Annotated in this window: 13 protein-coding genes and 1 tRNA gene; 2 read left to right on the forward strand and 12 right to left on the reverse strand. The window is 65.3% G+C overall.

Translation table 11 applies throughout. The features are described 5' to 3' along the window. Positions 1–99: 99 nt before the first annotated feature. The 5 genes from ACSQ9E_RS19600 to ACSQ9E_RS19620 form a co-directional block, all read right to left on the reverse strand. Positions 100–342 carry a TrbC/VirB2 family protein gene (locus ACSQ9E_RS19600; protein WP_179683710.1) on the reverse strand — a complete coding sequence of 81 codons (243 nt, stop codon included), beginning with the start codon at positions 340–342 and terminating at the stop codon, positions 100–102. 79 nt (positions 343–421) lie between these two features. Then, complete coding sequence (locus ACSQ9E_RS19605) at positions 422–745, reverse strand: hypothetical protein (protein ID WP_436218902.1); 324 nt, start codon at positions 743–745, stop codon at positions 422–424. Between the two features lie 141 nt (positions 746–886). Further along, on the reverse strand, positions 887–1,081 hold the full coding sequence (locus ACSQ9E_RS19610) for a hypothetical protein (protein ID WP_436218903.1): 195 nt from the start codon (positions 1,079–1,081) through the stop codon (positions 887–889). Beyond that, positions 1,081–1,404, reverse strand: coding sequence for a hypothetical protein (locus tag ACSQ9E_RS19615; RefSeq protein ID WP_436218904.1), 324 nt, complete (start codon positions 1,402–1,404; stop codon positions 1,081–1,083). Before ACSQ9E_RS19615 ends, ACSQ9E_RS19610 begins: the two co-directional genes overlap by 1 nt. A 21-nt stretch (positions 1,405–1,425) precedes the next feature. Beyond that, a complete protein-coding gene (locus ACSQ9E_RS19620; RefSeq protein ID WP_436218905.1) occupies positions 1,426–2,646 on the reverse strand; it encodes a replication initiation factor domain-containing protein in 1,221 nt (406 codons plus the stop codon). Between the two features lie 363 nt (positions 2,647–3,009). On the opposite strand from ACSQ9E_RS19620, the gene ACSQ9E_RS19625 reads away from it, so the two are divergent. Then, positions 3,010–3,345 (forward strand): hypothetical protein, encoded by a 336-nt coding sequence (locus tag ACSQ9E_RS19625; protein WP_436218906.1) that lies wholly within the window; start codon positions 3,010–3,012, stop codon positions 3,343–3,345. Here ACSQ9E_RS19625 and ACSQ9E_RS19630 read toward each other — a convergent pair. The 7 genes from ACSQ9E_RS19630 to cysS form a co-directional block, all read right to left on the reverse strand. Continuing rightward, positions 3,313–3,405, reverse strand: a tRNA-Ser gene (locus ACSQ9E_RS19630). The two genes, ACSQ9E_RS19625 and ACSQ9E_RS19630, sit on opposite strands and share 33 nt — an antisense overlap. 61 nt (positions 3,406–3,466) lie before the next feature. Next, complete coding sequence (locus ACSQ9E_RS19635) at positions 3,467–4,735, reverse strand: aspartate kinase (protein WP_057264263.1); 1,269 nt, start codon at positions 4,733–4,735, stop codon at positions 3,467–3,469. Positions 4,736–4,880: 145 nt separating this feature from the next. Then, positions 4,881–5,849 (reverse strand): tRNA lysidine(34) synthetase TilS, encoded by a 969-nt coding sequence (tilS, locus tag ACSQ9E_RS19640; RefSeq protein WP_436218907.1) that lies wholly within the window; start codon positions 5,847–5,849, stop codon positions 4,881–4,883. Positions 5,850–5,974: 125 nt separating this feature from the next. Further along, positions 5,975–7,825 (reverse strand): methyl-accepting chemotaxis protein, encoded by a 1,851-nt coding sequence (locus tag ACSQ9E_RS19645; protein ID WP_436218908.1) that lies wholly within the window; start codon positions 7,823–7,825, stop codon positions 5,975–5,977. A 158-nt stretch (positions 7,826–7,983) separates the two neighbouring features. Then, positions 7,984–8,958, reverse strand: coding sequence for an acetyl-CoA carboxylase carboxyltransferase subunit alpha (locus ACSQ9E_RS19650; RefSeq protein WP_057199533.1), 975 nt, complete (start codon positions 8,956–8,958; stop codon positions 7,984–7,986). A gap of 116 nt (positions 8,959–9,074) precedes the next feature. Further along, a complete protein-coding gene (locus tag ACSQ9E_RS19655) occupies positions 9,075–9,758 on the reverse strand; it encodes a DNA-3-methyladenine glycosylase family protein (protein WP_436218909.1) in 684 nt (227 codons plus the stop codon). 72 nt (positions 9,759–9,830) lie between these two features. Further along, positions 9,831–11,210, reverse strand: coding sequence for a cysteine--tRNA ligase (cysS, locus tag ACSQ9E_RS19660; RefSeq protein WP_436218910.1), 1,380 nt, complete (start codon positions 11,208–11,210; stop codon positions 9,831–9,833). 217 nt (positions 11,211–11,427) lie between these two features. Here cysS and ACSQ9E_RS19665 point away from each other — a divergent pair, with 217 nt between their 5' ends. Next, positions 11,428–12,522 carry a L,D-transpeptidase Cds6 family protein gene (locus ACSQ9E_RS19665; protein ID WP_436218911.1) on the forward strand — a complete coding sequence of 365 codons (1,095 nt, stop codon included), beginning with the start codon at positions 11,428–11,430 and terminating at the stop codon, positions 12,520–12,522. The last annotated feature ends 42 nt before the right edge of the window (positions 12,523–12,564 follow it).

Here is a 12,564-nt window from a genome sequence, read left to right on the forward strand (position 1 = left end):
CCTGAGTCCGAGCACAAAACAGACGGCGCTCAAGCCGCCAAGAAGAGCCACGATGGCCCACACAAGAGCGAGTTGAGCGCCGATGGCCATGGCCGCGCCTTAGATCTTGCGGATGATGCGCTTGCCCAGGTCAGGGCCCTTGAAGGCCAGTGCGATGCCCACGACGGCCAGGGCCAGCACCAGCACAGCGGCAGCGATGCCGGTGATGTTGATGCTGTTCAGGACGTCGAGCAGCGGGTCATCGCCGGGGGCAGCGTGGGCCGACATTGCGACCAGCGCCAGGGCGGGAACGGCGGCCAGCTTGGCGCCAAACTTGCGCACGGTCTTGAAGGTTGCTTGCATGAAATCTCTCCTTAGAGGTTGATGATTTTGGTGGCGGGAATCGACACCGCGAAGGCCTTGGAGCCTTGACGCTGGCGACTCAGATTTTTTTGATCAGGTCCTTTGCGAGGCCTACGCCCCAGCCGGATAAATACGAGCTCAGGACCAGGGCAGCGCCCATGCCTGCGACGAACAAAATGTGCTCGGGGGTGATGCCGAGGGCGGGCAGGTCGAGGACGAATTCGGGGGGCGTGTTGACCTCTGCAATGGTCATGAGCAAGTGAGTGCCGGACGGGCAGGCGTACTGATCGCCGGTCTTGGTGGCTTCGCCCATGACCCAAGGAAGCAGCGTGTAGCCGCTGGTTGAAATCGCGGCACCGGGACCACCAGACAAGGTAGCTTGCAGCGTGATGCACAAGGCCATTACTCAGCCCTCCCATTCATCGGCAGGGGAGCGCTCACCGCACTCGGGACATGTGATGTAGTCACTGTCGCTTTCCAGCAGCTCAGCAGGAGAAGCAGCGCCACAAGCAGGGCATTCATGTTCGGTGTCATTGCTCATGGCTCAGTGCAGTTCGTCAAGGTTGATCACCTGGGGGCGGTGGAAGGGCTCGGTGTGGTCTTCGACGAGCTGGGCGCAGCTTTCGAGGTCATCGACCACACCGGCTTCGCGAAGCAACATGACCCATTCCGGCTGTCCATCCTCAAAGGAGGGCGCCAGGAACTGGCCTGTTGTGCCGGACTGGATCACGTAGCGCATCAAGCGGCCTTGCGTTCCTGGGGCGCGGGCTTAATGGCCAGGAGCGTGACCTTGCTGCTGTTGTCGGCACCGGCAACGATGTCGAATTCGCAGTCACACAGGACACCGCCAACGGGCCACGAGTTTTTCAGGTGGGACCACTTGCCGAACTCGGTGGAGTCGCCGCACTTAAAGGGGCGCGTGACGACGCCGATGCTCTCGCCGTTGCTGGACTGGCCCAGGTCAACGGACAGGTGAAAGGTGGTGCTGTCATAGCCCCGGCCTTCCATCTCGCCTTTGGACGATTTGATGCCGTGCAGGACGGCTTTGTTTTGAAATTTCATGGTCTGGTTTCCTTTGCGGCCTTACGTGGGCTGAAGTCCGACACGGCCATAGCCGGAGCCCGTTGAGCGTTTGAATGCGCGTTGGTATGCGCTGCTGATTTCGCCTTCAGTGAACTTCTGCAAACGGCCTGGGGCCTTCTGGTGGCTAACCAGTTCGATGAAGTCATCCATGCCCAAAAACTGGAAGGCGAGGGCAAGCGATGGGGCCGCTGTGTCGCGCACCCACTGCACGTTTCGCTTGACTTCGGCGAGGATGGTTTCCACGGCAAGGCGTGGCTTTGTGGGCACTGGCTCGGGCACGAACTGGGCTTCGGCTTCACGCAGGATTGATGCGTGCCAGTCACTCGCGCCACCGAAGAAATCGGCAGGGCGGCGGAGCATGTCCGACGAAAGTTCGCGCAGCTTGTTGCCGTAGCGAAGCTCTATGCGAAGCCATTGGCTTTCATCCTTGGGGCCGAATAGCTGGATGCCTTTTTCGTAGGCGTTGGTTTGCTTCCCCGCTTCCTTCGAGCCGAAGTAGAAGGACCGCCCTTTGCCGCCGCGTGCGTTGCACCAGTCACCGACCTGATTGCAGCTTGGGCGGTTGCTGTGGTGGTCCATGAGCCCGGCTTTGTAGTCCTCTACCACTCGCTCCATTCCGCCCCGCATGCCATCGAAGAAATCAAGGGCTAGATCGATGCGGGTTACCTTCGCTTCGACGCGGTCCACGACGGCGGCGAGGCGGTCATTGAAGCCGTGCTTAGCGAAGGTGCAGGCAGTGCCGTACAGGTTGCAGTGAATGGTGCTGGCCTGGGCTTGCTGGCGTGGGCTTTCGCCGCTGGAGAGGAAGCCCACCCATCCGCATTCGACGTCGTTGCGAACGATGGACCAGCGGAAGCGGTAGAAGTCGTGGCCCTTGCGCAGTTCGGGGTAGACGCTGAAATCGGGGCCGAGGGCTTCGCATGCTTGCTCTGCCAGGGTCTTTGCCTGGGCGGAGGCGGCAAACTCACCATCGGGCATGTCGCGCAGGAGCTTTGCCAGCCGTGCATAGCGGTCCAAATGCTGGACGTCATCGCTCCACCGTGCGCCGTCGTGGAGGGGGAAAAGGTCATTGACCGTGGGCGTGGGGGCGTTGCGCAGGTTGACGGTGAACCGGACCCAATCGACGTGCACCGGCTGACGCGTTTGCATGCGTTCGGCCTTCAAGCGGAGCTTGACCTCGTTGCCATCGAGCACAAGGTCTGACTGCTTTGCTCGGGTCATGCTTGCACCACGTTTAGGGTCTCCCCGTGATTACCATCGGGGAGCATCGACAGCCGCGCTCCGCGCCCGGCCACTTCCCCGCAAGCGGGGCCCCTTCTGCCGGGCGCAGCGCGCTTTGCGTAGATCAACTCCAGGGTTGCAGCTTGGGCGGGCCATGTGAGCCATGCGCCTGACTGGCCGTCGATTACTGGAGGGGTGCACACCCCCTGCCCGACCGTGGCGGGAGCCGCCAAGCTATCGCCAGGGCGCTTTTGGGCAGAGGGCGTGCGAAAGCGCAGCGATAGGGACATGGCGGCTCCGGTATGTGAGAATTAGCAATCCGCAACCTGTTGCAAATTGCAATACCCTGGAGCCTAACGAAACATGTCGCAAATTGCAATACCCGCAGACATCTCTGAATTGATCGAAGCAGCCGCGAAGGCAGCAGGTAGCCAGATGAAGCTAGCCGCACTGCTAGACACGACAGCGCCGACGCTGATTCAGATGAAGCAAGGGAAAAGGCCCGCTAACTGGCGCGTTCGGGGGAAATTGCGCGCGGTGCTGGGTGAAGACCCCGCACAAGCCTTCATGGCCGCGATGGCAGAAGACCTATCCACGTCTGAAAACGCAGACGAAAAAAAAGCCGCCGAGAGTTTTAATCAACTCTTGGCGGCTCTTCCTGATGGTTGGCGGAAACGGAGGGATTCGAACCCTCGATGAGGCTCTACACCCCATACTCCCTTAGCAGGGGAGCACCTTCGGCCACTCGGTCACGTTTCCAATCCAGCTATTATGCCCCATTTTTGGGGCACTTCAGCCGAGATGGGGGCTGATGGATCAATCAGGCAACCGGCTGGTCCAGCTCGAAAGCCTTGTGCAGCGCGCGCACGGCCAGCTCGACGTACTTTTCGTCGATCACGACCGAGGTCTTGATTTCCGAGGTGGAGATCATCTGGATGTTGATGCCCTCTTCGCTCAGCACGCGGAACATCTTGCTGGCCACGCCGACGTGGCTGCGCATGCCGATGCCGACGATGCTGACCTTGCAGATCTTGGCGTCGCCCACGACTTCCTGCGCGCCCAGCTCGGGCACGACCTTTTCCTTGAGCAGCTCGACGGTGCGCGCATAGTCGCCGCGGTTCACGGTGAAGCTGAAGTCGGTCTTGCCGTCCTTGCTCAGGTTCTGGATGATCACGTCGACTTCGATGTTGGCATCGGCCACGGCGCCCAGGATCTGGTAGGCGATGCCTGGCTTGTCGGGCACGCCCAGCACGGAGATCTTGGCCTCGTCGCGGTTGAATGCGATGCCGGATACAACGGCTTGTTCCATTTTTTCGTCTTCCTCAAAAGTGATCAGCGTGCCGGACTTGGCTTCTTCGTTGATGTCGATGTCCCAGGGCGTGAAGCTCGACAGCACGCGCATGGGCACCTTGTACTTGCCTGCGAACTCCACCGAGCGGATCTGCAGGACCTTGCTGCCCAGGCTGGCCATCTCCAGCATCTCTTCGAAGCTGACGGTGTGCAGGCGGCGCGCTTCGGGCACGACGCGGGGGTCGGTGGTGTACACGCCGTCCACGTCGGTATAGATCAGGCATTCGGCGGCCTTCATCGCGGCGGCCACGGCCACGGCGGAAGTGTCAGAGCCCCCACGGCCGAGCGTGGTGATATTGCCGTCGTCGTCAATGCCCTGGAAACCCGTGACGATGACCACCTTGCCATTGGCCAGGTCGGCGCGCACGCGCTGGTCGTCGATGGACTCGATGCGCGCCTTGGTGTAGCTGCTGTCGGTGCGGATGGGCACCTGCCAGCCGGCATAGCTCACGGAGCCCATGCCTTCGGCCTGCAGCGCAATCGCCAGCAGCGCGGACGAGGCCTGCTCGCCGGTGGAGGCCAGCATGTCCAGCTCGCGGTTGTACGCCTCGGTGGCGCGCGCGGGCGCAAGCTCCTTGGCCAGGGCGAGCAAGCGATTGGTTTCGCCACTCATGGCGCTGGGCACGACCACCAGTTGGTGGCCTGCGCGGGCCCACTTGGCCACGCGCTTAGCGACGTTGCGGATGCGCTCGGGGGAGCCCATCGACGTGCCGCCGTATTTGTGAACGATCAATGCCATTGGATTTCTGGGGTGACGAAACACTTGCCACGGCGCCGGTTGGACACTGTTTTGGCGCGCCGCTGTTTTTCGTGCAGATGGGAAAGCAGGGACCGGCCCGTGGTTTCCTGCCGAAACCACGCTGGTTTCATCAGGACGACACGGATCAGTCCCCAGGGACCAAAACCTGGGGATTGTACCAATCGAGCCCGGTGCCCGAGCGCACAACGAAGCCAGATCCCACCTTGAGGTGGATGCGATGGCCCCGCGTGGTGCAGGCCAGCACCTGGCCGAGCAGCTCGGCCAGCTGCGCGGCGCTGGGCGTGGTGCGGTGCGCGCTGCGCAGCCAGTGGCGCAGCACATTGGCCTGGCGGGCACGGCCCAGGGCCTGCAGCGCGGCCAGTTGCGGCGGTACACCCACCACGGCCAGGTCGGCCTGGGCGACCTCGTCGAGCAGCGCACTGGCCTGCGCGGCATTGTCGGCAGACCGCGCAAACGTGTCGCGGAACGCGGGGAATGCGGCTTCGAGCACGGGCAGGATCTGCGCGCGGATCCGGTTGCGCGTGTAGTGCAGGTCGGCATTGGTGGGGTCTTCCACCCACATCTGCCCCTGTGCCAGCAGCCAGTCGCGCACGGCCTGGCCCGGCACGCGCAGCAGCGGGCGGTGCCAGGGCAGGCCCGCGCGATCCCACCGGGCGGGCATGGACGCCAGGCCCGCCACCCCGGCCCCGCGGGAGAGGGCCAGCAGCAGTGTCTCCACCTGGTCATCGGCATGCTGGGCCAGGGCCACGGCTGCGGTGCCCGCCATCGCCGGGGCTTGCAGCGCTGCATCCAGCGCCGCATAGCGGCCCTGGCGCGCGGCGTCCTCGGGGCTCTGGCCCGGCTGTGGCCGGGCGTCGATGCGCTGCACCGCCAGCGGCACGGCAAGGCGCGCGCACAGGTCCACACAATGGCGCTCGAAGCCGTCGGCGGCCGCCTGCAACCCATGGTGCACATGGATGGCCCGCACCTGCCCCGGCCAGCGCCGCGCGCAGGCCAGCAGCAAGGCCGTCGAATCCGCCCCGCCGCTCAGCCCCACGGCCAGGGGCAGCGCGGGCGCGAAGGCCGCCATGGCGGCGTCGAAGGATTGGGTCACGCCCTGCCCTCGCGCGGCGGGCCGGCAGTCTGCCAAGGACAAGGGGGCGTCGAGAACGAGCTACGAGGGCTACAGCACATGGGTGCCGATTATCGCGGCCACCCATGCAGTGCGGCCGGCGCGCTTCAGTCGTGCGGCCCTGCCAGCCGTGGCGCTGCGTGGCCGCCATCGTTGGACAGCCGGAAGGTGCCCACCACCTCCGACAGGCGCACCGACTGGTCCTTGAGGCTCTGTGCCGCCGCCGCGCTCTCCTCCACCAGGGCGGCGTTCTGCTGCGTCATCTGGTCCAGGTGCGAGACGGCCTGGCCCACCTCGTTGATGCTGGTGCTCTGCTCGTTGGTGGAGGCGGTGATCTCGGCCATGATGTCGGTCACGCGCTGCACCGAGTTGACGATGTCGGTCATGGTGGCGCCGGCATCGTGCACCAGCCGCGAGCCGGTGGCCACCTGCTCCACCGAGGCGCTGATGAGCTGCTTGATCTCCTTGGCCGCCTCGGCGCTGCGCTGCGCCAGGCTGCGCACCTCGCTGGCCACCACGGCAAAGCCCCGGCCCTGCTCACCTGCGCGGGCGGCCTCCACCGCGGCATTCAGGGCCAGGATATTGGTTTGGAAGGCTATGCCGTCGATGGTGCCGATGATGTCGCTGATCTTGCGCGATGCGGCGTTGATCTCGTCCATCGTGGTCACCACGTTGCCCACCACCGAGCCGCCATGCCGGGCCACGCTGGAGGCCTGGCCCACCAGCAGATTGGCCTGGCGCGCGGCCTCGGCGTTGTGGCGCACGGTTTCGGTCAGTTGCTGCATCGATGCCGAGGTTTCTTCCAGGCTGGACGCGGTGAGTTCGGTGCGCCCGCTCAGGTCGTGGTTGCCGGTGGCGATCTCCTCGGCCGCCACACGCACCGAGTTGCTGGCGTCGCGTATCTGCGCCAGCACGCCCGCGAGCTTGCCGGCAAAGCTGTTGAAGCTGGCGGCGATCTGCGCCAGCTCGTCCTCGCCCTGCGCGTCGATGCGGCGCGACAGGTCGCCGTCGCCCGCCCCGATCTCGTGCATGGCATCGCGCACCAGCGTCAGCTGGCGCAGCCGCCGCGACAGGATGCCCGCCAGCACCACCAGGGCCACCAGCAGCACCACAATGCCCGTGCCGATGGAGGTGCCCAGCATGGTGCGGATCGGCGCCATGGCCTCGCTCTCATCCTGCGCCACCACCAGCATCCAGGGTGTGCCAGCCACAGGCGCCACACTCAACAGCCGGCTGCGTCCGCCAATCTCCGAACGCAGCACGCCCTTGTCCTTGGCGACCTGCAGCAACTTCTCGGCGCTCAGATCCTTGGAAAGGTCCGTCACCGGCTTGAGCGTGAGCGCCACGTCGGGGTGGGCAATGATCTTGCCATCCGACGCAGCCAGGAATCCAAAGCTTTGCGGCGTGGGCCGGATCGAGGCGACATTGGCCACCACCGACTCCATGTAAACATCGCCTGCGGCCACGCCTTTCAGCGCCGCGCCGCTGCCCACGGGCGCGGCGAAGGTCACCACCAGCTTCTGGTCCGACGCGGAGATATACGGTGGCGTGACCACTGGCGCGCCAGCCTTGGCGGCCTGTTGATACCAGGGCCGCGCTGTGGGGTCGTAGTCGGGGGGCAGGCTGCGCGCTTCGGAGAACACGTATTTTTTATCCGCATAGCCGAAGTACGCGGTGCTGAACTGGCCTGCATCGCGCAGCATGGCCAGGGATTTGGCGGGCTCGGCCTCGGTGAAGGACTGCACCGACGCGACGATGATGCCGCTTTTGGCGCGCGCCCACTCGGCAATGGTTTCGGCGTGGCTCTGCGCGGTGGCCAGGCTCTCCTCGGCCAGCGAGGCCTGTGCCTGGGATCGCGCCGTGAGGTAGTTGGCCACCGTGAGGGCCAAGAGCCCCGCCACCAGGCAGGCAATGGAGACCAGGAGGATCTGGCCCTTGAGAGTCTTCAGGAACGACATGGTGCCCCTTCGATCCACCCACCACCCAGCAGGCGATCCACCATGCTACATCCGGTTACCGTTGGGGCGCCAGAGGGTTGGCGCCCGGGCCTTCCTGCCGGCACAAAAAACAACAACGGCCCGTGAAGGGCCGTTGGGGGGGATTGGCGGCAGAGGGCTCAGCGCTCTGACTTGGTGTCGCTGAAGCGGCCGTAGCTCTGCAGGCGCTCGTAGCGGCGGTCCAGCAGGTCCTTGGTCTTGAGGTCCGCCACCTGGCGGAAGGCGTCGCCCAGGGCGCGCTTCAAAAAAGCGGCCATCTGCTTGTGGTCGCGGTGGCCGCCGCCCACGGGCTCGCTCACGATCTTGTCTACCAGGCCCAGGGCCTTCAGGCGGTGGGCGGTGATGCCCAGGGCGTCGGCCGCTTCCTGGGCCTTTTCACTGGTCTTCCAGAGGATGGAGGCGCAGCCCTCGGGGCTGATCACGGAGTAGATGGCGTATTGCAGCATCACCACCTGGTCGGCCACGCTGATCGCCAGCGCGCCGCCGGAGCCGCCTTCGCCGATGATGGTGGTGATGATGGGCACTTCGAGCTGCGCCATCTCGAAGATGTTGCGGCCGATGGCTTCCGACTGGCCGCGCTCTTCGGCGTCAATGCCGGGGTAGGCACCAGGCGTGTCGACGAAGGTGAACACCGGCAGCTTGAACTTCTCGGCCGTCTTCATCAGGCGCAGGGCCTTGCGGTAGCCCTCGGGCTTGCTCATGCCGAAGTTGCGCATGGCGCGCTCCTTGGTGTCGCGCCCCTTCTGGTGGCCCAGCACCATGCAGGCGTGGCCGTTGAAGCGTGCCAGGCCGCCCACGATGGACAGGTCGTCCGCATAGTGGCGGTCACCGTGCAGCTCCACGAAGTCGGTGAAGATGTCGCGCACGTAGTCGAGCGTATAGGGGCGCTCGGGGTGGCGGGCGATCTTGGTGATCTGCCAGGGCGACAGCTCGGCGTAGATGTCCTTGGTGAGCTGCTGGCTCTTCTTGCTCAGCTGGTCGATCTCTTCCGAGATATCGACGGCGCTCTCGGTCTGCACGTAGCGCAGTTCTTCGATTTTGGTTTCGAGTTCGGCAATCGGCTGCTCGAAATCCAGAAAGGTCTTTTTCGCCAACGTTGTTCTCCTTGGGTCGCGCCGGGGGCGCGTGCCATGAATGAGGCACGCACTGTAACCGACGCGTTACGAGTTGGGTTTGACGCCTGTAAAGAAATGGGCCCTGGAGCGGGCCGTCAGTACGACACGACGGGCTGCGGATCCATGGATCGCCAAATATACCAAGTCGCCACGCTGGCCCATGGCTTCCAGGCCTCGGCGACTTCGCGGGCTTCGCTGCGGCTCACGGTTTCGCCCGAGAAGTAGTTGTGGCTGATGCCGCCGATCAACCCCACGTCGTCCAGGGGCAAGACATTGGGGCGCATCAGGTAGAAGATGAGGAACATCTCCGCCGTCCAGCGGCCAATGCCGCGGATGGCCACCAGCTCGGCAATGATGGCTTCGTCGTCCATCGAGGCCCAGTCCTTCACGTGCAGCTTGCCGCCGTCGAAGTGCAGCGCCAGATCGACCAGGTAGTCGACCTTGCGGGCCGACAGGCCGGCGGCGCGCATGTCGTCCACCTTGAGCTTGAGCACGCTGGCCGGCTTCATGCTGCGCGGCAGCTGGGCAAAGCGCTCCCACACGGTCTGCGCGGCCTTCACCGAGATCTGCTGGCCCACGATGGAGCGCGCCAGCGTGGTGAAGGCATCGCCCTGGGTCTGCAGCGCGGCGTCGCCGAACTGCGGGATCAGGCGCTTCATCACCCGGTCCTTCTTCATCAGGTGCTTGCAGGCCTCGGCCCAGTAGGAGGGCGTGGAAACGGCCACGGCCGGCGCGGCCGCAGCAATCGCGGTAGGTACCAACAGTTCCTCTTTAGCCATTTTTCTTGCCGCTGCCATGGGGGTTGTTCTTGTTCTCTTCGTTCATGCGTTGTTCTATCGGGGGCATGCGGGTCACTGGGCGGCTTCCCAGGTGGTGCCAGCGGCGGAATCCTTGAGCACGATGCCCTGGGCCAGCAGCGCCTGGCGGATGCAGTCGGCCTCGGCGAAATTCTTGGCGGCCTTGGCGGCGGCGCGGGCGGCGATCTGCTCGGCGATGGCGGCTTCGTGCAGCCCGGCACCGGCCTTCAGGAAGGCCTCTGGTTCGCCCTGCAGAATGCCCAGGCAAGCGCCCAGCGCCTTGAGCAGCCCGGCCAGCTCGGCCGAGCGGGTCTTGTTCACCTCGCCCGCCAGGTCGAACAGCACGGCCATGGCCTCGGGCGTGCCGAAGTCTTCGTCCATGGCCGCCTTGAAGCGCGCAGCGTGGGGCGCGGTCCAGTCGATGGCGGCCACAGGGGCTGGGGCCACCAGGCTGAGGGCGGTGTACAGGCGTTTGAGGGCCTGGCGCGCGTCGTCCAGGTGGGCGTCGCTGTAGTTCAGGGCGCTGCGGTAGTGGGCACGCACGATGAAAAAGCGCACCGTCTCGGCGTCGTACTTCGCCAGCACCTCGCGGATGGTGAAGAAGTTGCCGAGCGACTTGCTCATCTTCTCGTTGTCCACGCGCACAAAACCGTTGTGCACCCAGAACTTCGCCAGGGGCTTGCCATTGGCGCCTTCGCTCTGGGCGATCTCGTTCTCGTGGTGCGGGAACTGCAGGTCCATGCCGCCGCCGTGGATGTCGAAGGTCTCGCCCAGCGTGGCGCCGCACATGGCCGAGCACTCGATGTGCCAGCCGGGGCGGCCCGAGCCGAATGCGCTGTCCCACTTGGCCTCGGGCGGCTCTTCAGGCTTGGAGGCCTTCCACAATACGAAATCGAGCGGATCTTCCTTGCCGTCGGGCACGGCCACGCGCTCGCCGGCGCGCAGCTCGTCGATGGACTTGCCCGAGAGCTTGCCATAGCCGTCGAACTTGCGCACCGAGTAGTTCACGTCGCCATTGCTGGCGCGGTAGGCCAGGCCCTTGCCTTCCAGGGCGCCGATGAGCGAGAGCATCTGCGGCACGTATTCGGTGGCGCGCGGCTCGATCGAGGGCGGCTCGATGCCCAGGGCCGCGATGTCGGCGTGCATGGCGGCGATCATCTCGTCCGTGAGGGCACGGATGGTGATGCCGCGCTCCAGCGCCCGCCGGATGATCTTGTCGTCGATGTCGGTGATGTTGCGCACGTAGGTCACGCGCAGGTCGCTGGCTTTGAGCCAGCGCTGCACCACGTCGAACGCCATCATCATGCGGGCGTGACCGATGTGGCACAGGTCATAAATCGTCATGCCGCACACGTACATGCGCACGTGGCCAGATTCGAGCGGGGAAAAGTTCTCCAACTCACGCGAAAGCGTGTTGTAGATGCGCAAACTCATGGGATGTCAGTCAGGGGGAAACCGAAAGGGGGTGTGGGTGAAGCCCGTTCACCCGGCAGCAGCGGGAACAGGCCCCTCGGGGGGCGCGTTCATCAGCGAACGCCCATCGAAATCACCAGCGGCAACAGCGCACCGTCATGACCACCCCCTCAGCTACAATCCGCCGCAGTATAAGCCCCGCCAGGGTTCGACGCTGTCCATCACCTTCCATACCCTCATGAAGCAACCAGTCCGCCGCACCCTCCCCCGAATTTTGCGCCTGCTGGCCCTGACGGCATTGGTGGGCACCACCCTGGCACATGCGGCCGACGACTACGCCGACATCACGCAGTTGCTCAAGGCCGGCAAGGCGGGCGAAGCCCTGACCAAGGCCGACCAGCGCCTGGCCACCAGCCCGCGCGACCCGCAACTGCGCTTTTTGCGCGGCGTGGCCCAGTCCGACTCGGGCAAGCCCACCGAGGCCATCGCCACCTTCACCAAGCTGACCGAAGAGTACCCCGAGCTGCCCGAGCCCTACAACAACCTGGCCGTGCTCTACGCCAACCAGAACCAGTTGGACAAGGCCCGCACCGCGCTGGAGATGGCCATCCGCACCAACCCCAGCTACGCCACCGCGCACGAGAACCTGGGCGACATCTACGCCAAGCTGGCCAGCCAGGCCTACAACAAGGCACTGCAGCTCGACGCGACCAACGCCAACTCGGTCAAGCCCAAGCTGGCGCTGATCCGCGAGCTGTTCTCGGCCGACCCATCGGGCAAGGCCCGCCCTGCCGCTGCAGCCCCCTCACCTTCACCCTCACCCGCACCTGCCGTGGTCGCCACGCAGCGCCCTGCCCCGGCCCCGGCCCCGGCCCCAGCCGCTGCGCCCGCCGCACCGGCGCCTGCTCCAGTGGCACCTGCTCCAACACCCGCTCCTGCCCCGGCACCCGCTGCAGCGGCACCCGCCCCTGCCGCGGCAGCTGCTGCGCCCGCATCCACCCAGGAAGTCACCGCCGCCGTGCAGGCCTGGGCCGCCGCCTGGGCCGCCAAGGACATGAAGGCCTACCTGGGCGCCTACGACAAGGACTTCGACCCGCCAGGCCGCCAGACCCGCGCCGCCTGGGAGAAAGAGCGCGAATCGCGCATCGTGGGCAAATCCAAGATCACCGTACAGGTCTCCGACATCACCGTGAGCGTGAGCGGCAATAAGGCCACGGCGCGCTTTCGCCAGGCCTACAGCGCCGATGCGCTCAACGTGACCAGTCGCAAGACGCTGGACCTGGTGCAGAACGGCGGCCGCTGGGCCATCGTGCGGGAAGCCACCGGCGGCTGATGGTGGTGCACGACATGGCGACGGCGCCCACCCTGTGGGCTG

The organism is Acidovorax sp. LjRoot118, from assembly GCF_964253575.1.
Classification (GTDB): domain Bacteria; phylum Pseudomonadota; class Gammaproteobacteria; order Burkholderiales; family Burkholderiaceae_C; genus Acidovorax.

Coding starts and splice junctions, on each gene's coding strand:
- ACSQ9E_RS19625 (WP_436218906.1), top strand. CDS start 3,010: ATGTCGCAAATTGCAATACCCGCAGACATCTCTGAATTGATCGAAGCA.
- ACSQ9E_RS19600 (WP_179683710.1), bottom strand. CDS start 342: ATGCAAGCAACCTTCAAGACCGTGCGCAAGTTTGGCGCCAAGCTGGCC.
- ACSQ9E_RS19620 (WP_436218905.1), bottom strand. CDS start 2,646: ATGACCCGAGCAAAGCAGTCAGACCTTGTGCTCGATGGCAACGAGGTC.
- ACSQ9E_RS19615 (WP_436218904.1), bottom strand. CDS start 1,404: ATGAAATTTCAAAACAAAGCCGTCCTGCACGGCATCAAATCGTCCAAA.
- ACSQ9E_RS19665 (WP_436218911.1), top strand. CDS start 11,428: ATGAAGCAACCAGTCCGCCGCACCCTCCCCCGAATTTTGCGCCTGCTG.
- ACSQ9E_RS19610 (WP_436218903.1), bottom strand. CDS start 1,081: ATGCGCTACGTGATCCAGTCCGGCACAACAGGCCAGTTCCTGGCGCCC.
- ACSQ9E_RS19605 (WP_436218902.1), bottom strand. CDS start 745: ATGGCCTTGTGCATCACGCTGCAAGCTACCTTGTCTGGTGGTCCCGGT.
- ACSQ9E_RS19645 (WP_436218908.1), bottom strand. CDS start 7,825: ATGTCGTTCCTGAAGACTCTCAAGGGCCAGATCCTCCTGGTCTCCATT.
- ACSQ9E_RS19635 (WP_057264263.1), bottom strand. CDS start 4,735: ATGGCATTGATCGTTCACAAATACGGCGGCACGTCGATGGGCTCCCCC.
- cysS (WP_436218910.1), bottom strand. CDS start 11,210: ATGAGTTTGCGCATCTACAACACGCTTTCGCGTGAGTTGGAGAACTTT.
- ACSQ9E_RS19655 (WP_436218909.1), bottom strand. CDS start 9,758: ATGGCTAAAGAGGAACTGTTGGTACCTACCGCGATTGCTGCGGCCGCG.